At 55.7% G+C, this 17866-nt stretch carries 14 protein-coding genes; 3 read left to right on the forward strand and 11 right to left on the reverse strand.

All coding sequences use genetic code 11. From position 1 onward, the window contains the following. Window positions 1–83 precede the first annotated feature (83 nt). The 7 genes from FYJ35_RS05595 to FYJ35_RS05625 all read right to left on the reverse strand — a co-directional run bounded on the left by FYJ35_RS05595 (window position 84) and on the right by FYJ35_RS05625 (window position 7422). Window positions 84–578: a VanZ family protein gene (locus FYJ35_RS05595; protein ID WP_154524366.1), complete on the reverse strand. Its 495-nt coding sequence runs from the start codon at window positions 576–578 to the stop codon at window positions 84–86. After that, complete coding sequence (gene pyrE / locus FYJ35_RS05600; RefSeq protein WP_154524368.1) at window positions 575–1246, reverse strand: orotate phosphoribosyltransferase; 672 nt, start codon at window positions 1244–1246, stop codon at window positions 575–577. The genes FYJ35_RS05595 and pyrE overlap by 4 nt, the downstream gene beginning before the upstream one ends. A gap of 117 nt (window positions 1247–1363) precedes the next feature. Then, entirely contained in the window at window positions 1364–2287 is a 924-nt protein-coding gene (locus tag FYJ35_RS05605; RefSeq protein WP_235906392.1) for a dihydroorotate dehydrogenase, read from the reverse strand. A gap of 171 nt (window positions 2288–2458) precedes the next feature. Then, complete coding sequence (locus FYJ35_RS05610; protein WP_154524468.1) at window positions 2459–3298, reverse strand: dihydroorotate dehydrogenase electron transfer subunit; 840 nt, start codon at window positions 3296–3298, stop codon at window positions 2459–2461. Between the two features lie 148 nt (window positions 3299–3446). Next, window positions 3447–4517 (reverse strand): orotidine-5'-phosphate decarboxylase, encoded by a 1071-nt coding sequence (gene pyrF / locus FYJ35_RS05615; protein ID WP_154524370.1) that lies wholly within the window; start codon window positions 4515–4517, stop codon window positions 3447–3449. Continuing rightward, the gene (locus tag FYJ35_RS05620; protein WP_154524372.1) at window positions 4514–5890 is read right to left on the reverse strand and encodes a dihydroorotase; all 1377 of its coding nucleotides are present in this window, start codon (window positions 5888–5890) and stop codon (window positions 4514–4516) included. Before FYJ35_RS05620 ends, pyrF begins: the two co-directional genes overlap by 4 nt. 41 nt (window positions 5891–5931) lie before the next feature. Continuing rightward, on the reverse strand, window positions 5932–7422 hold the full coding sequence (locus tag FYJ35_RS05625; protein ID WP_328597046.1) for a polysaccharide deacetylase: 1491 nt from the start codon (window positions 7420–7422) through the stop codon (window positions 5932–5934). Between the two features lie 194 nt (window positions 7423–7616). Between FYJ35_RS05625 and FYJ35_RS05630 the strand changes: the two genes are divergently transcribed. Further along, complete coding sequence (locus FYJ35_RS05630; protein ID WP_205839730.1) at window positions 7617–8153, forward strand: DUF4364 family protein; 537 nt, start codon at window positions 7617–7619, stop codon at window positions 8151–8153. A gap of 113 nt (window positions 8154–8266) precedes the next feature. Here FYJ35_RS05630 and FYJ35_RS05635 read toward each other — a convergent pair whose 3' ends face one another. Next, window positions 8267–9847, reverse strand: coding sequence for a cell wall hydrolase (locus FYJ35_RS05635; RefSeq protein ID WP_154524376.1), 1581 nt, complete (start codon window positions 9845–9847; stop codon window positions 8267–8269). Window positions 9848–10165: 318 nt separating this feature from the next. Here FYJ35_RS05635 and FYJ35_RS05640 point away from each other — a divergent pair, with 318 nt between their 5' ends. Further along, window positions 10166–10531 carry a zinc ribbon domain-containing protein gene (locus tag FYJ35_RS05640; RefSeq protein ID WP_154524378.1) on the forward strand — a complete coding sequence of 122 codons (366 nt, stop codon included), beginning with the start codon at window positions 10166–10168 and terminating at the stop codon, window positions 10529–10531. A 111-nt stretch (window positions 10532–10642) separates the two neighbouring features. On the opposite strand, the gene FYJ35_RS05645 is transcribed toward FYJ35_RS05640, so the two are convergent. The 3 genes from FYJ35_RS05645 to FYJ35_RS05655 form a co-directional block, all read right to left on the reverse strand. Beyond that, window positions 10643–11911, reverse strand: coding sequence for an ArsB/NhaD family transporter (locus FYJ35_RS05645; RefSeq protein ID WP_235906393.1), 1269 nt, complete (start codon window positions 11909–11911; stop codon window positions 10643–10645). Window positions 11912–12329: 418 nt separating this feature from the next. Then, a complete protein-coding gene (gene mgtE / locus FYJ35_RS05650) occupies window positions 12330–13685 on the reverse strand; it encodes a magnesium transporter (protein ID WP_154524382.1) in 1356 nt (451 codons plus the stop codon). A 595-nt stretch (window positions 13686–14280) separates the two neighbouring features. Then, window positions 14281–16560, reverse strand: a complete 2280-nt coding sequence (locus FYJ35_RS05655) for a glycogen/starch/alpha-glucan phosphorylase (protein WP_154524384.1) — start codon at window positions 16558–16560, stop codon at window positions 14281–14283. Between the two features lie 362 nt (window positions 16561–16922). Here FYJ35_RS05655 and FYJ35_RS05660 point away from each other — a divergent pair, with 362 nt between their 5' ends. Beyond that, window positions 16923–17819 (forward strand): AraC family transcriptional regulator, encoded by an 897-nt coding sequence (locus tag FYJ35_RS05660; RefSeq protein ID WP_154524386.1) that lies wholly within the window; start codon window positions 16923–16925, stop codon window positions 17817–17819. The last annotated feature ends 47 nt before the right edge of the window (window positions 17820–17866 follow it).

The following is a 17866-nucleotide window of genomic DNA, read 5'->3' on the forward strand; positions in this document are numbered from 1 at the left end:
TCCCGTTCACCGCGCCAGCCTTCCAGTCCCGGAATTTCAGTCACGCTGTGACGATCAGCCGCGCTCTGCCGGCGTTCCGCTGTTCATCCGGGCTCTGCCGGTGTTCCGCTGTCTTTCTGCCCCGGCGCAGTCCGCCGCGCCAGCCTTCTGCTCAGGGCAAACAGAAGGTACCCCAGCAGTCCGCCCAGCGTATTGAGGATCACGTCGTCGACATCACAGCTCCCTCTCCTTGTCACCAGCTGCGTCAGCTCGACGCCGCAGGAAAACAGAAAGCTCACCGATACGGTTCGGTACACACGCCTGAAATACCGGTGCATCGACGGCAGAAAGAAGCCAAATGGAAGAAGCCCGATGATGTTTCCGTATACGTTCAGGAAGACAGCCCGAAACCCGAGGATCTTCCGGTAGACAAGGAATCGTCTGATCTCCACGAAGGGAACCAGGTTGTAGCGCATTTCCACGCTTGGGGTCCTGCCATATTCGTCTGCAAAAAACAGAAAATAGATGAGCACCGCAAGATAAAGAAAAAAAAGCACACCCGACACTCTCTGAATGTGCTTCTTCCTCCGTGGCGTCATACACCGTACTCCTTATAGTAAGCGTCAATTCTCGCCTTGATATCGTCGTCGATCAGGACTCTGCCGCCGACCTCTCTGTTATAGAGATAGGAGACGACCTCCTTCATTGTGACAATCGCCGTCGTCTTCAGCCCGTATGTCTCCTGAATCTCCTCCAGCGCACTTTTTGTTCCGGTCCCGCGCTCGCAGCGGTCGACCGAGACGACAAGCCCGCATACCTGCGCATCCGCCGTGTCCCGGATGATCGGGAGCGTCTCCCGGATCGAGGTGCCGGCTGTTGTGACATCCTCGATGATTACAACCTTGTCACCATCCTTGATCGGACCGCCGAGCAGGATGCCCTTGTCGCCGTGATCCTTGATCTCCTTGCGGTTGGAGCAATACCGGATCTCCTTCCCGCAGTCCTCGGAAAGCGCAATCGTCGTCGCAACCGAGAGCGGAATTCCCTTGTAGGCAGGTCCGAACAGGACATCAAAGTCCGTCCCGAAGGCATCCTCGATCGCCTTTGCATAGTACTCGCCAAGCTTCTTCAGCTGGCCGCCCGTCCGGTAAAATCCCGTATTGACAAAGAACGGCGTCCTTCGCCCGCTCTTTGTGACAAAGTCTCCGAACTTCAGAACCTCACAGTCCACCATGAATTCAATAAATGATTCCTTGTACTTCTCCATAACCTCTCCTCACTGCCGATTCATCCGGCAATCTGAAGCCGTCCCGGCTGCCGTCACCACCCGCCGCTTCTCCCGGCAATCTGCTGCTATTCCGGCTGCCGCGTCGGCTGTTTATCGTCACCTTACGCAGCCGACCAGCTCCCTGACCGATCCGATCTGGTTCTCCTCCAGATAAGCCCTGATCCCGTCGATGACGCGGACCACCGTTGTCTGATCCCGGAAATTCGCTGTTCCAACCGAAACAGCGCTGGCGCCTGCCATGATCATCTCCAGGGCACCTTCCGCGTCAGCGATGCCGCCCATCCCGATGATCGGGATCTTCACACTCTGCGCGCACTCCCAGACCATCCGGACTGCCACCGGGTGAATCGCCGGGCCACTCAGCCCTCCGGTCCGGTTCGCCAGCGCAAAGGTTCTTCTTCTCACATCGATCTTCATACCGGTGATGGTGTTGATCATCGACAGCGCGTCCGCGCCGCCCGCCTCCGCCGCCTTCGCAATCTCCCGGATATCGGTCACGTTCGGGCTCAGCTTCATGATCACCGGCTGCCGGGCCGCCTTTTTCACCGCCGCTGTGATCTGCTCGACCGCCCGGGGATTCGTCCCGAACGAAATGCCGCCCTCCTTCACGTTCGGGCAGGATATGTTGATTTCCAGAAGATCCGCGCGCTTTTCGTCCGCGAGCCTTCTCACGCAGTCGACGTACTCCTCCGTGCTGTGTCCGCAGACATTCACGACTACCTTCGTGTCAAACTGCTCCAGGAACTTCAGATCCCGCTTCGCAAATGTCTCTTCCCCCGGATTCTGAAGCCCGATGGCATTCAGCATCCCGGAGGGCGTCTCGCAGATTCTCGGGGTCGGGTTTCCCGGCCACGGAACGGAGGACACGCCCTTTGTCACAACCGCGCCTAGCCGGTTCAGATCGACAAATTCCGAAAACTCCTGTCCGGACCCGAAGGTTCCGGACGCCGTCATGACCGGGTTCTTCAGCAAAACCCCGGCAATCTCCACACTCATATCCGGCTGCATATTCCTGTTCATCCTCTCCAGCGACGCCCGTTTCGCCTAGGCGCACTCGTTTACCTGCCTGCTGCCTTCCCGGCATTCCGACACTTATCCAGTCTCTCCGGGTGCCGTCCCGGCTTCCAGGGGCCGTCCCGGCTTCCGGTACAATTCTGATTCCCCGGATCCCGGGCCATTCCTTACAGCTCATCACAATTCGATATCAATCGAATTGAATACCGGTCCCTCCGTGCAGACTCTCTTGTTCCTTACCCTGGAATGTTCATCGATATCAGTCGATTTGCAAACACAGCTGAGGCAGGCACCGATCCCGCAGGCCATCTTCTCCTCGAGAGACAGCCAGCACTCGGCTCCGGTCTCCTGTGCGTACACCCGAAGCGCGCGCAGCATGGGGGTCGGCCCGCAGGCGCAGATCACATCAGCCTTCAGGTTTCTCCCGCGGATCGCATCGAGCACGTTGCCCTTCGTCCCGCAGCTGCCGTCCTCCGTTGCAATGACCACTTCTGAGTACGCTTTCAGATCGTCCACAAGAAACAGCTCGTCCCGGAATCCCAATACCGAGATCAGCCGCGGCGCACCCTTTTCATCATCGCCTGCCGCCAGTGTCCTTGCCAGCTGCACCATCGGCGGGATCCCGATTCCGCCCCCGATGAGAAAAACCGTCTTTCCCGCCTGTCCCTTCAGGACAGACTCCGGAAATCCATTTCCAAGCGGTCCCGTCAGATCTACCCTGTCTCCCGCCGACAGACGGGAAAATTCCTCCGTTCCCCTTCCGGCGACGCGGAATACCAGCCGCAGCTCCCCGCTCTCCGGGTCTGCGCCGCAGATGCTGATCGGGCGCGGCAGAAGCCGGGAGTGATCGTTGCTGTAAACCGACACAAACTGTCCCGGCTTCGCGGCCGCCGCGATCTGCTTCGTCTTCAGCCTGAGATCATAGATGCCTTTCGCAATCCTCGTATTCTGAAGAACTTCCGCCTTTTCCCTGAACTTTTGAACCGCTCTGATCCCCGTTTCCTGTCCGGCCTGCATACCCGTCTCCTGTTCGTTCACAACACGTTTCTTGTGTTCGCCCGGAATCCCCCGAACGATCACCCTGTTTTTCCTGATTTCCCGGAATTCTCCGCCATATTTTGCGCCGGCATCTTTGACCTTACCGGGCGGCAGTACCCGCAACCTTTCAGCCGATGGCTTCCCGGATGTCCTTCCGCATGGCCTTGACCGCGGCGCGGCTTGCATCCGCGAAATTTTCCGGCATGTATTTGTCACAGTATGGCTCCTGCTTATAGGCTGCGATGATGCCCCTGCTGGAGTTTACGATCGCGCCGAGCCCGTCTTTGTTGAAGAAATGCGTGAGATCCTTTCCCTTTCCGCCCTGGGCGCCGTATCCCGGAACCAGGATGAAGGAATGCGGCATGATCTTCCGGAGCACCTTTCCCATCTCCGGGTAAGTCGCACCGACAACCGCGCCCACCTCCGAATAACCGCTCTTTCCCATCAGCCTCGGCTCCCGCGCCCATCTGGCGACTTCCTCCGCCACAATCTCATACATCGGGCGGAGCACATAGCTGCGAAGCCCGTCCTTGCCGGCCGCCAGCACAATGCTCTCAAGCGAAAGGCCGCCCTTGTTTTTCTTTCCTGTAAAGAACGCTGTGTCGATGCTGCCGCCTGCGTCCTCGTCAAACTCCCCCGCCCTGACCAGCACCAGCCTGTCCTGGAACTCTCCACTGGAAGGGTTCGAGGTCTTGACCAGCACGAAGATTCCCTTGTCCTGCGCATCGCAGACCTTCAGGAAGGGGACCACGCCGTCCGAGCCGAGGTACGGGTTCACTGTCGCAAAGTCCGCGTCAAACAGCTTGTACTCACGCTCTCCGACCATGACCCTTCCAAGGTGAGCGTCAGCATACGCCTCTGAGGTCGATCCGATGTCACCCCTCTTGACATCTCCAATTACAACCAGTCCCCTGGACTTGCAGTAATCAATGGTCCGCTGATAGGCTGCCAGCCCCGGAATTCCGAAGCGCTCGTACATGGCAATCTGCGGCTTTACAGCCGGAACCAGGTCACAGACCGCATCGACAATCGCCTTGTTGAAACGGAACAGAATCTCACCTGCAGCCTCAAGCGTCTCGCCCATCTCATCAAAGACAGGGTTCTTGACCTCGTCCGGAATAAACTTCATCTGCGGATCCAGTCCGACAACGATCGGTGCCTCCGTCTTCTTGATTCCCGCAACCAGCTGATCGATCATGATGTTTGTCTCCTTTTGTCTGTGTACACAATCTCGCCGTCACAAATCGTCACCTTCACCCGCCCGCGCACCTTCCAGCCCTCGAACGGGGTATTCCTGCCCTTGGACAGGAACTGCTTTTTATCAATCGTCCACTCCTCATCCGGCCGGACAATTGTAATATCCGCCGGATTCCCGACCTCTATCTTTCCGTCCCCGTACTGGCGGGTCAGGTCTGCGACCTGCGCCGGTGCGGTGCTCATCACCCTGGCAAGATCAAGCGGGCTCAGAATTCCCGGCTCGACAAGCCTCGTGACCGCCAGCGGAAGCGCCGTCTCCAGCCCGACGATACCGAATGCAGACGTCAGCATTGAGCCGAACTTCTCGCTGACCGCATGAGGCGCATGATCCGTCGCGATGCAGTCGATTGTTCCGTCGCGGAGTCCCTCGATCAGTGCCTCCCTGTCCGCAGCTGTCCGGACCGGCGGATTCATCTTGAACATCGGGTCGTCCGCCAGGATATCGTCTGAACAGAGCGTGAAATGATGCGGCGTGACCTCCGCAGTCACGTGGACGCCCTTCGACTTGGCAAACCGGATCATCTCCACCGATTCCCGCGTCGAGACATGGCAAAGATGGAGATGCGCGCCCGTCTCCCGCGCCAGCAGGATGTCCCTGGCCGCGATCACGTCCTCGGCGCTGTCCGGAATCCCCGGAAGCCCCAGGCGGACTGCATTCTCATCCTCGTTTACGACGCCCTTTCCGGCCAGCTTCTTGTCCTCACAGTGATCAAACACCGGAATTCCGGCCTTCACTGCCTCCCGCATCGCCTGCTTCATCAGCGCTGCATTCTCAACAGACCGGCCGTCCTCGGATATGGCCGGTGCGCCGGCATCCGCAAGTCCGGCGATGTCGGAGAGCTCTTCCCCCTTCTCACCCTTTGTGATCGAGCCGATCTGCATCACATGGATCGGGGAGAGCGCCGCGCTTTTGAACCGCACATAATTCAGCTTGTCCGGATTGTCAATGACCGGTTTCGTGTTGGGCATCGCGCAGATTGTCGTGAACCCGCCGCAGGCTGCTGCCTGCGAGCCTGTCCCGATATCCTCCTTGTATGTCTGCCCCGGATCACGCAGATGAACATGGAGATCGACAAATCCCGGCATCACCCAGCACCCGGATGCGTCAATCGTGACAGCCATATCGGTCGAAGCCTCATCAACCGTTTCGCCCGAGACGGAGGCTTCCTTGACGATCTTCTTCTTTTTCGGAGCAGGGAATGTCAGCCCATCCCCGATCTGCGTTACGCACCCATCCTCAATCAGGACATCTGTGACCTTGTCGGTTCCCGAAAGCGGATCCAGCAGCCGTCCCCCGCGGATCAATATCTGCATATTTGACGCCCCCTTTCATTCATTTCCACACATGTCAGCTCTCAGCCCATCTTCGGCACCGGCGTCGGCCGGTTGGAATCCCAGACCGACTTCACGTCAAACAGGTCGGACAGCAGATCCGGATTGTAATACATACGGTAGCCGTCCAGGTTCCGTCTTGCCTGTCTCATATAGTCCGGGCCGAACTGCACCCAGCTCTTGACTGAACCATCGACGTTGCAGTAGATACTGAACTTCTTCGACTTGAGATAATCAAAGTACGCGTTGTCATGGGTGTACGGATGCCAGTCCCCGATATCCGCTCCGAAGGCGAAGATCAGCACATCCGTATCCCCGACAATCGGCGCGACATTGTTCAGCCAGCGCTCCGTATCCTGCTTCACCGCGTCGAGCGAATACTGCAGCGGTGCGATATGCCCCCATGTGTGGGATGCGAATTCCCAACCCTCCGCTTTCATCGCATCCGCGACAGCCTTGGCATCGGCGCAGTCCTTGTCATAATCAAAATCCGGATTCTCGTCAAAGAACTCCTGCTGGTACTCTGTCACCCTGGCCGGATCCCTTGTCTTGTAGACCTCGTCTGTCCGGTACCCGAGCACCCCCTCGTACCCGGTGAGCGCCAGGATTCCCTTGCGCCCATGATATGAAAAATCCGGATGCTGCTCCACAAATGTATCAATCAGCGGCACGACATCGTAATCTCCGATGCTCACTGTTCCGTCATCCTGGAGCAGGGAATTCTTGACCTTCCCCTCCTCCGTCACAACCAGCTTCTGCGGAAAGCCATCGTCCTTCATATAGTGGTAGTAGCTGCAGTCATCCTGCGACAATACAAAGGGTTTCTTTCCAGGCGGCAGCAGAATCTCCTTTTTCGAGACCGTTCCGTCGTCCGCCACCTCACACATATCGTGGAGGCTGACCATCACATACCCCTTGTCATACATCTGCTGGATGATTCCGTTAAACTCGGAGATGGTTGTCATGACCTGATTGTACCCAGCTGCGGTTGCATCCGAATCAAATGCCTTTGCATCGTTGACAACCAGCGAGTGAAAGAATACATGTGTGATCTGGTCGATCGGATACGGCTGGCAGCTGCTCTTCGTCTTCTCATAGGAGTTGGCAAGCGCCTTGAGCTGGTCGTTCTTCCCGAAGTCCTTCTGAGACTTGAGCAGATTGACCGCACCGTCATAATCATACTGCGTGGCAAGCAGATTCGCCTGCGCCTTCACACCTTCAAGATCCGAATCGCTGCCGGCGCTGCTCTCCTCCTTCGCCGCAGCAGCCTGCTTTTCCTCCAGTGCCTTCGCATACGGATTCGAATAGGTCTTCATCTTTCTGGTTTCATAGATGAGAAGTCCGGCCAGAAGCGCCAGGATCACAATCAGCAGGGCAATCATGCTCCTGAGCAGCACGTAGCTCCGTCTCCTCCTGTATGCTCTCTCCGTCAGAGTTGAATATTTCTTCTTCACTTTCTTTCCCCTTGAAAACCTTGATGACACACGCTCCCCATGGGTTTCCGTCCCCTTCACCAGGCTCTCCGGCAAACCCATCTTTCATGCCACTGAGAGTTTATCATACTTTGCAAAGCGGTAAAAGGAGTAGTCGAGCCGGACCTCCGCATTTCACGGCGCTGTGGCCTGGCCCTGTGCCGTTTGTCTCCCGCTCTTTCATATGCTAAGATAGGCCTGTTTCCGGAATATGATCAATGAAAATGGAGAAATCGATGGCTGACCAGCTTCAGGTTCTTTATAAGCTCATGACGCTCTACACGCTGAGCCGTGTGGATTTTGCAATGACCAATAAACAGATCGCCGGCATCTTCACAGACCTCGGCTATACGAACTATTTCAATGCCCAGTACACCATCAGCGATTTGGTGGACGCCGGGCTGATCCACGAGGAAGCCTGCCCGGACTGCTTCTACTACTCCCTGACCGATGCCGGCCGGGCAAGCCTTGACGCGCTGAAGAATGACCTCGGACCGGATATCCGCTCCGATATCGATGCCTACCTGAAGAAAAACAGGCTGAGCTTCCGCGAGGCCGTCAGCACACGGGCACAGTACTACCGGACAACCTCGGGCGACTACGCTGCCGCATGCGCGGTTCTTGAGCACTCAGAGCCCCTGATGGAGCTGACGCTCACCGTCCCGACCGAGCAGCAGGCAAAGATGATCACAAAACAGTGGAAGGAGAAGAGCCCGGAGATCTATTCATATCTCTTCCGGACTCTGTCCGACTTCACCGGCGAAGAGTCCTGAACCGGCATTCAGAAACAAAAAACGGAAAGCGGCACCACCGGGGAGGTGATGCCGCTTTCCATATAGTTGATTTTGTAACATCCCAGACCGCTTGCGCGGCCCGGGGGATTACCTTATGAGAAATAATGCGCACCCAGCTTTGTTGTGCCGCTGTGGGTGTTGAAGTACAGCGCGCCCGGAACAGGCTGTGCCCCGTTCAGTGCATCCTGCGCTGCCTGGTAGCAGGTGGAATTGACACCGGAAGCAAGCGCGCTCTGCAACGTCCCGGATGAATACGGGGTGAACTGTCCCGGCTGCTCAAGCACTTCCGCGATCGTGTTCGGGAAGCTGGAGCTTGCGACACGGTTCATGACAACCTCGCCGACCGCAACCATGCCGTCATACGGCTGGTTCCCGGCCTCGCACCAGATGATCGCCGCCAGCAGATCCAGATCACTGTAGTCTGCGTAGGAACCTGTCTTTCCGGAAGAAGATCCCGTACTCTGGGAAGCCTCTGTCTGAGGCGCTTCTGTCTGGGGTGCCTCCGTCTGAGGCGTCTCTGTCTGAGGTGCTTCCGTCTGAGCCGGCGCGGAGGTCTCCTGCTGAACCGGCTGTGCATCTTCCTGCCCCTGTGATGCGGAAGAAGTGCCATTCGCTGCCGCTACATATGCGTTATACGCCTGAACAGCCGCTGCCGCCTTGTCCTTGGCATCCTGCTCGCTCGTGCAGTTCATCGCTGCGTTCTGTGCGGCGATATAGGCATCATAGAGTGCCTGCACATTTGGATCGCTGCTGACTGTCTGGCTAGCGTAGGTTTCCTGTGAAGCGGACGCCGCATCGCTGCCGGATGCACCCACAGCGGCAGAATCCGTCTCTGTCGACGCGGACGCCGTGTCAGATGCCCCCGAGTCGTAGGAAGCAGACGCATCGGAGTACCCGTCACCTGCATCCGATGCCACGGAGCTGTCCGAATATCCCGCATCCGATGCAGAAGACGCATCCGCGCCGGTTTCGTCTGCAGCACGGCTGTTGTCCGAAGAAGAGTCTGATGTCGCGGCAGCCGCATCCGTTCCATCTGCAGGAGCCACAGCTGTTCCGCCAAGATTCTCCGTATAGGTCGAGGCAATATCCTCACCGTCTGCCGGGACAGCGGTATCAACCAGAAGCATCCTGGACGCATCGTCCTCTGACACGTATCCGGCGCTGTCCGCCCCCTGCTGCACCAGCAGCCAGTGGCCTTCGTCGGAGACCAGCGGGAACGCGGTTCCATCCGAAACGGTCCTGGAAATGGAGCCTGCACTCTTGTCCGTGAAGACATTCACATCGTTCCAGTTCGCCACAACGCCTTCCTTGCCGTAGTAGTCCGCAAGGCCCTTCGCTGCTTCTCCGTAGACCAGGTAATCATTCATCACGTAACCGGTCACGGCACCGGACTGGATCTGTGTCCAGGCATCACCCTTATCCAGGACATTGACCGCAGCACCTCTGTACAGATACCCCACAACATCCGAATCTGTCGACGCGGAGGAGCGGATGATCGCACCGGATGTGACGGTGTCATCGTTCGTCATCGCAATGCTGTTCCAATCCTGCTGTGACCAGTTCGCCACATCCAGACTGAAAGCCTTGTCTGCTGCGAATGCACTCACACCGCACACTGCACTGAGCGCCATCCCCATCGAAAGAACTGCTGCTATCTTTCCGGCGTTCCTCATATCCGTCAACCTCCAAAATCTTGAACAAATCTTTGAATCTTATTTCTTTTTCGTTTCAAATATTACAAAATTATTAAAATCTGTGCTTATAATATTACAGACTTCTCACATTGTCAAGTATCCATCTGTGATCCGCACGTTTTCCATATCATATCCGGCGACTATACCGGTTTCTGGCGGCCGCTTTGCTGACTGGTTCCTGGTTCCGCCTTTCCTTTTTCCTCTGCTGCATTTTAGAATGCGTATGGCGCAGCGGTTCAATATTCCTTATACTGATACATATTAACCGGCCTGTTTACATATCAAGGAGGAATCATCATGTATTGTTCAAACTGCGGAAAACCGCTCCCGGATGGGAGCCGCGCCTGCCCATACTGTGGAGCGCCTTCCGGTGGCTTTGCCCCTTTTACGGCATATCAGCCGAACATCACGGAGGATAACATTCCTGACGAATGGAAGCCCATCTCCATGTGGGGCTATTTCGGTTACGAGATTCTCTTCAGCATCCCGCTGATCGGGCTGATTCTGCTGATCGTTTTTTCCGTCGGCGGAACGAAGAACCGCAATCTCCGGAACTTTGCACGGTCCTATTTCTGCTTTCTGATCGTCGCCATCATCGTGATCGCAATCATTCTTGCAGTCACCAGCACCAGCACTTTCTTCACAGATATTCTCCGTGCCTGATCTCCTGCGGCAACATTCTCTCAGGGCATCGCTGAACAAAAAAGGACAGCTGGCTATATTCAAAAGCCAGTTGTCCTCTTTTATGTCGTCTCTTTCTATGTACAGCAGTTCTCAGTGCCACACAGCCCAGATAAACAGATACCCTGCCAGCACCGCCGTCAGTGTAAGCGGGACTCCGATCCTGGCAAAATCGCTGAATGACACACGCTCTCCGTTTTTCTCCAGAATCCCGATGACGGTGATATTGGCGGAGGCGCCGACCGGTGTCAGGTTCCCGCCAAGTGTGGCCCCGGTCAGCAGACCGAAGTAAAGCAGGTAGGGCTCGATCCCGAGCATCGTCGAGACACCCTGCATCACAGGAAGCATCGTCGCAACATAAGGGATATTATCGATAAATGCAGAAATCGCAACACTTCCAAAGACGACGACCGTATACAGAAGAAACAGGCTGCTTCCGCCTATCCTGCTGATCGCCGCCGCAACGTCGTCGATGATCCCCACCGCCTTGATCCCTCCGATGACGGTGAAGAGGCCGATAAGCAGATAGATCGTGCTGAAGTCAATCCCCTTCAGTGCCCTGACAAGCCCCTTCGTCTTTTTCGTCCGAATCAGATCATAAAGGATGGAGACTCCGGCCATGCAGCAGCAGATCAGGCCGTTGGTGATGTCCGGTTTGCCCGGAATAAAGGATGCCGTAATCAATGCCGCGACAACGCTGAGCAGCATGAAGGAAGGGACGAAGTCCGACACCTTTGTCATTTCGTCAGCATGAACCGGCTCCTTCTGTTTCCGGAAGAGCAGCATCAGGACCGGGATGGTTGCGAGTGCGCCGAGCTCCACCGCCCAGAAGATTCCCGGACGCCCCTTCATAAAAAAGAAACTGGTGAAGTCCATGCGGGCGTAGGCGCCGAGCATAATGGAGGTCGTGTCCCCGACCAGCGTTGCCGCGCCCTGGAGATTAGAGAAGACGGCAATGCTGATCAGCATTCCGACCGGACTGATCTTCAGCTTCCTGCAGACCGCAAGACCGACCGGGGCAACCATCAGAACCGTCGCGACATTATCAATGAAGGCGGAGATGACGCCCGCAAACAGAGACATATAGATTGTCACCCACATGACATTGTCAGCCTTGTCCAGCAGAATGTCCGCGATGCGGTTGGGCATCTTTGATTCAATGAAGTAATCGACAACCACCATCGTCCCGGCAATCATCAGAATGACATTCCAGTCAATTTCATTGAATACGCTCCGCACCGGCAGAATTCCCGTAACCAGAAAGATGGCTCCCGTGATGAGGGCGGCCAGCGTTCTCCACTTCGGCCGTACAATCATGACGACATACATTGCGACAAACAGGATAATGGCTGCAGTTTTCAATTCAAATTCTCCTTCTGTATATGTGTCCTGCCCCCGGATTTCGATCTTCAGGTCTTCAGACGCCATCAATTGTTCACAGGTTCAGCACAGTCTGTACACATTCTGCCTCTATAGTATAGCCATCAGATGAACAAAAGCATTTGATAACACTTTTCATACTCATGCCGGTCGGCGAGAGCCGGCCGGCACTCCCTCCCAGAATACAACTTCCGCCCGGGCAGTGATCCATCCGATCGCTGCTCGGGCGTTTTTTTAGAAGGTTCCGGGACATCCCCAGTTCTGCAGGCTGCCGCATATCGCCCGAACCGCCTCATCTGCTCGTCTGGGTGGGACTGGAACTGCATACCGCCCGAGTCTCACGCTGGGATCGCCCGGAATCTGCATGACGCCCGAGCATCACCCCGGAATGATTAGGGCTTCACCCCGGGATGTGCAGCAGTGCCCGCGAGATACTGAGAAATATCAGCAGCGAACAGGAGTCCACGATGGTCGTGATCAGTGGGGAGGCCATCATGGCCGGATCGAGGTGGAGTTTTGTCGCGATCAGCGGCAGGACACCACCAATGACCTTCGCCATGACGACCGTGCAGAGCATCGCAATTGCAACGGTCAGCCCGATCAGCTCATGTCCCGGATACTGAATCAGAATACGGATATAATTCAGGGCACCCAGAATCAGTCCGCAGATCAATGCAACCCGCAGCTCCTTCCAGATAACCTTCAGTGCATCCTTCACGCTGATTTCATGCAGCGCCAGTGACCGGATAACCAGCGTGCTGGACTGCGCGCCTGCATTCCCGCCCGTGTCGGTCAGCATCGGAATAAATGTAATCAGGATCGGGATCGCCGTCAGCGTATCCTCGAATTTCCCGAGAATTCCGCCGGAGACCATGTCCGCCATCATCAGCACGATCAGCCAGATAATCCGGTGACCGACCATCCGGATGACCGGCGTCTTCAGGTATGGCGCATCCTCCGGCGTGGTTCCGGCCATCTTCTGGAAGTCTTCCGTAGCCTCCTCGGTCAGGACATCAATGGCATCATCGACCGTGATGATTCCAACCAGCCGGTTCTCTGCATCCAGAACAGGAAGCGTTGTGAAATCATAGCGGTCAAACAGCTTCGCCGCGTTCTCCCGGTCCTCCGTCGTGTGAACCGAGATGACATCCCTTGTCATGATGTCGATGATCTCAGCGTTCCGCTTGCACAGAAGCATCTCACGGACTGTGACAACGCCGAGCAGCTTCTGGGCGGTGTCCGTCACATAGCAGGTGTAGAGGTCCTCACTGTCCTCACCGTTTGCACGGATCCAGCGGATCGCCTCCATGACCGTCATGTTCGGACGCAGCCGGACATATTCAGTCGTCATGACCGCCCCGGCGCTGTCCTCCGGATATTTCAGCAGAGCGTTGATATCCTTGCGGTCTTCCGGTCTGACCTTGCTCAGCACCCGGCGTACGACATTCGCTGGCATCTCCTCCAGCATGTCAACGGCGTCATCCGTATACATCTCCGCCAGGACATCCTTGACCTCCTGATCGGTAAAATTATCCAGGAACTTCTGCTGCTCCTCCGGCTCCATCTCACTGAAGGTATCGGCTGCCTCATCCTTGGGCAGAATCCGGAACAGAACGATCCGCTTCTCGTCCGGAAATGCCGACAGAATCTCCGCGATATCGACCGGCTCCATATGAGTGAAGATTTCCTTCAATCCTGCAATGTCATGCTTTGCAAGAAGTGTCTTAATCCTCTCTACTCTCTCTTCAATTGTCATATGCTGTCATTCTCCTTCAATTAAAAACCAGATACCAGATTGCTCCTGAAGAAGAAGACTGATGTTGTCAGATGTAAACTGCTCTTCCGGGATTGAATCAGACCGTACGCAGCGCTGTTTGAATGGAACTTCCACGCCAAAATGACTGTCCGGGCCTGCAGGCTGCCAGACAGGCGGCTTTCACCGTGATCGTCTCAGGCTTCTGCGCTCAGAAAGGCTGTGCGCAGAAAATCGGCTGCTTCACGCATCCTCATGCAGACAGAAGAACAGAACCATATTCGAACACCGTCTCCGTCCATACATGCACACTCCTTTCTTTCCAAAGATAATAAATGACTTTCTCCAGCAGAGACCATTCCTGTGGCTGCCTGCCGGAACCAGACTGCTATACAGTATACCATTCGTCCGCGCGGGTCAAGCCGTGAAGCGATGGATCCAGAGCAGGGGACATGCAGTATACCATTCATCTGCGCGGGGCAAGCAGCGCGGCGCAGACATATAGCAAGGCCGGCGGCTCCATCCGCTCCGATGCTGAAGTTTACAAAAAAGCGGGACTTGTCCGGTTCTTTTCCGGACAAGTCCCGCCATGTGCGTTTTACTGCACCTGCCAGATGTCTCTGTTGTACTCCTCAATCGTGCGGTCGGAGGAGAAATAGCCTGCCTTTGAGATGTTGATCAGGCACTTCTTCTCCCATGCCTTTCTGTCCGCGTAGTCTCTGTACGCCTGCTCTCTGATCTTCGAATAAGCCTCGAAATCCGGGAAGGTCATGAACCAGTCCTTATTCAGAAGCTCGTTCTTCAGACGATTCAGGCGCTCCGCATTGCCAGTCTCCATCATCCGGCTGCCGGTCAGATAATCGACTGCCTCGCGCAGCACTGCATCCCTGTTGTACCAGTCGCGGGAGACATAGTCCGCCTTCTCGTAGTGGCTGATGACCTCCGGGCTTCTCATCCCGAAGATGTAGATGTTATCGTCTCCGACAAGGTTATGAATCTCAACGTTTGCGCCATCCTCTGTTCCGATCGTGACCGCGCCGTTGAGCATGTATTTCATGTTTCCGGTTCCGGATGCCTCCTTGGACGCAAGGGAAATCTGTTCGGACAGATCGCAGGCCGGAATCAGCTTCTCCGCAACCGTGATGTTGTAGTTGTCGACCATCACGACACGGAAGACCTTCGAAACCTCCGGATCATGCTCGATGATATCCTGCAGGCAGAGGATCGCGTGGATAATATCCTGTGCAATGATATATGCCGGCGCCGCCTTTGCAGCAAACAGGACTGTCACCTTCGGATCATCCAGCACCTGGCCCGCCTCGACCTTGCGTCTGAGATCCAGATAGTGGTGGATGCACCACAGAAGGTTCATCTGCTGTCTCTTGTACTCATGCAGACGCTTTGCCTGGATATCGAATATGGAGTCCGGATCGATCTCGATATTCCGGGTGTCCTTCAGATACTTCGCAAGACGCGCCTTGTTGCGGCTCTTGATGGCCATCAGATCGTTGAGAACCTGCTCATCATCCGCGTACTTTCCGAATTCCTCCAGCTTCTCTGCATGGCGGATGAAGTCATTTCCGATCTTTCCGGCAATGTAGCTTCCAAGCTCCGGATTGCAGGAGAGCAGCCATCTGCGGAAGGTAATCCCGTTCGTCTTGTTGTTGAACTTCTCCGGGTAGATGTTGTAGAAGTTTCTCAGCTCCGTCTGCTCGAGAATCTCCGTATGAAGCTTCGCAACGCCGTTGACCGACTTTCCATAGTGGATATCAATGTGCGCCATATGCACCGTGTCATTTTTATCAATGATCACGACCGACGGATCGTCATACTTTCTTCTGACACGATCATCCAGTGCCTCAATGATCGGTACCAGCTGTGGAACAATCTCCTTCAGATAGGAAATGGGCCACTTTTCAAGCGCTTCCGCCAGGATCGTGTGATTCGTGTACGCCGCACACTTCGAGACAATGGCAATAGCCTCATCCTCGCCGATGCCTCTCTCCTCCAACAGCCGGATCATCTCCGGAATGATCATGGTCGGATGCGTATCATTGATCTGGAAGACTGCGTAATCCGCCAGATCATGCAGGTTGCTGCCTCTTGCGACGCACTCGTCCAGGATCAGCTGCGCACCGTTGCTGACCATGAAGTACTGCTGATAGATGCGAAGCTTGCGTCCGTCATCGTCGGAATCGTCCGGATACAGGAACAAGGTCAAGTTCTTTGCGATATCCTTTTTGTCAAAATCAATTCCATCGTGGACGATGGTTTCGTCAACCGTGTCCAGGTCGAACAGGTGCAGCGGAATGGTCTCGCTCTCGTATCCTGTCACATACAAGTCATAGAGCGTGGAATGGTAGGTCTTCCCGGCCATGGTCACATCGTAGCCCCTGGAGGTCTTCACTTCCCAGCCGGACTTCTTCAGCCACGGGTTCGGCTCTGCCTTCTGCTGATGATCCACAAACTCCTGTCGGAACAGTCCCAGATGATAGTTCAGCCCGACGCCGCAGCCGTTCAGGTTCAGCGTTGCGATGGAATCCAGGAAGCAGGAAGCCAGACGGCCAAGTCCGCCATTTCCGAGCGACGGCTCCTCCTCGATCTCCTCAATGGCCGTGATGTCCTTGCCGTTCTTCTCCAGAAGCTCCCTCGCCTCATCGAACAGCCCGAGATTGATCAGGTTGTTTGAGAGAAGCTTACCAATTAAGAATTCCGCAGACAGATAGTAGATTTTCTTCTTTTTTTTGCTCTCGAAAGGGAGCTTTTTCTCTGCCTCCGCCTGTGTGATTGCCAGAAGCCCCTTGTACAGCTCCTCGTTCGAGGCTTCTCTGACGCTCTTGCCCATCTCCTTCGCCAGCCTGCTTTCCAGTTCGCTCATGTTCGTGTACCCCTTTCTGACTGCATGTTTATCGCAATGATTCATCCGGCTTTCTGCCGGCGTATCTCCCTCTTTTCTTGTTCGCACCAATACCATAGCCCATTCCGACAGCCGGGGCTTGTCGATACCGCTCGAAAAGTAGTACAATCCTATCAATTCATCTGGTCTGGGCCTTCTACATGCATGATGCGCTGAATGTGTTTCAATCAGGCTCCTCCTCCCCGTATGGGGTCCTCCCGAGCACAGGCTGCGCTGAAGGCGTATTACAGGAAAGGAAACAGCAGAAACTGACACAATTATCTTGATAGAATACGGAATACCGCTTCCAAAATAGATACCGTCAAAAAGGGGGCTGTTTAAAAATGGATATGGACCAGTATCAGGGATATCACGAGACAAAGGTGCACACAAGCGAGGACTTTCCGTACAACACCCTCCCCTGTACAATTCCGCTGGATTTCACCTCCGTTCCGCTGCACTGGCATAACACGGCGGAGATCATCGTTGTCAAGAAAGGCTCCGGTATCATCGGACTCGACATGACAGACCTGGTCTGCAGGGAAGGCGATTTTGTGCTGGTGCTTCCGGGGCACCTCCACTCCATCCGGCCGCTGAAGGATGAAAACGGATACGTCCGCATGGAGTATGAGAACATCATCTTCTCGACCTCGCTTCTGCTGGCGAGACAGCCGGAAATGACCAGCTCGCTGATCGAAACCTTTCTGCAGGGGGACTACCTGCCGGAGGTCCTTCATTTTTCCAGAAAGGAGCGCTGGCATGACAATGCCCGGATGATCATCGAGGAGACCGATCTCCTCTGCAGTCAGAAACCGGAGGGGTACCAGATCGCTGTGCGCGGCAACCTGCTGCGGCTGTTCTATCTCATCGTCTCGAGGACCGTCCGGACACCCGGAAAGCTGCGTCCCGGACGCCTCGAGAAGGTGAAACTCATCGTCAAGTACGTGGAAGACCATTTCTCTGAGCCGATCAGCATCCATGACATGGCCGAGCTGTCCGGGTACAGCGAATCCCATTTCATGAAGTTTTTCCGGGACACGATGGGCATGAGCTTTGTCTCCTGGCTGGAGCGCTACCGTCTTTCAATGGCTGCCCGCATGCTGACACTCACCGACGATCCCATCCTGCTCGTCAGCGCAAACGCCGGCTATCCGAACCTCTCTTACTTCAACCGCTCCTTCAAGGCACGATACGGTATGACTCCCAGCAGCTACCGGCGGCAGTCCGCCGCAGCACACTGAGTGCCTTCATCTCGTGCTCCGCACTCGATGATGAGCGGTCGCCTTCA

Source organism: Porcincola intestinalis (assembly GCF_009696445.1).
Classification (GTDB): Bacteria; Bacillota; Clostridia; order Lachnospirales; family Lachnospiraceae; genus Porcincola; species Porcincola intestinalis.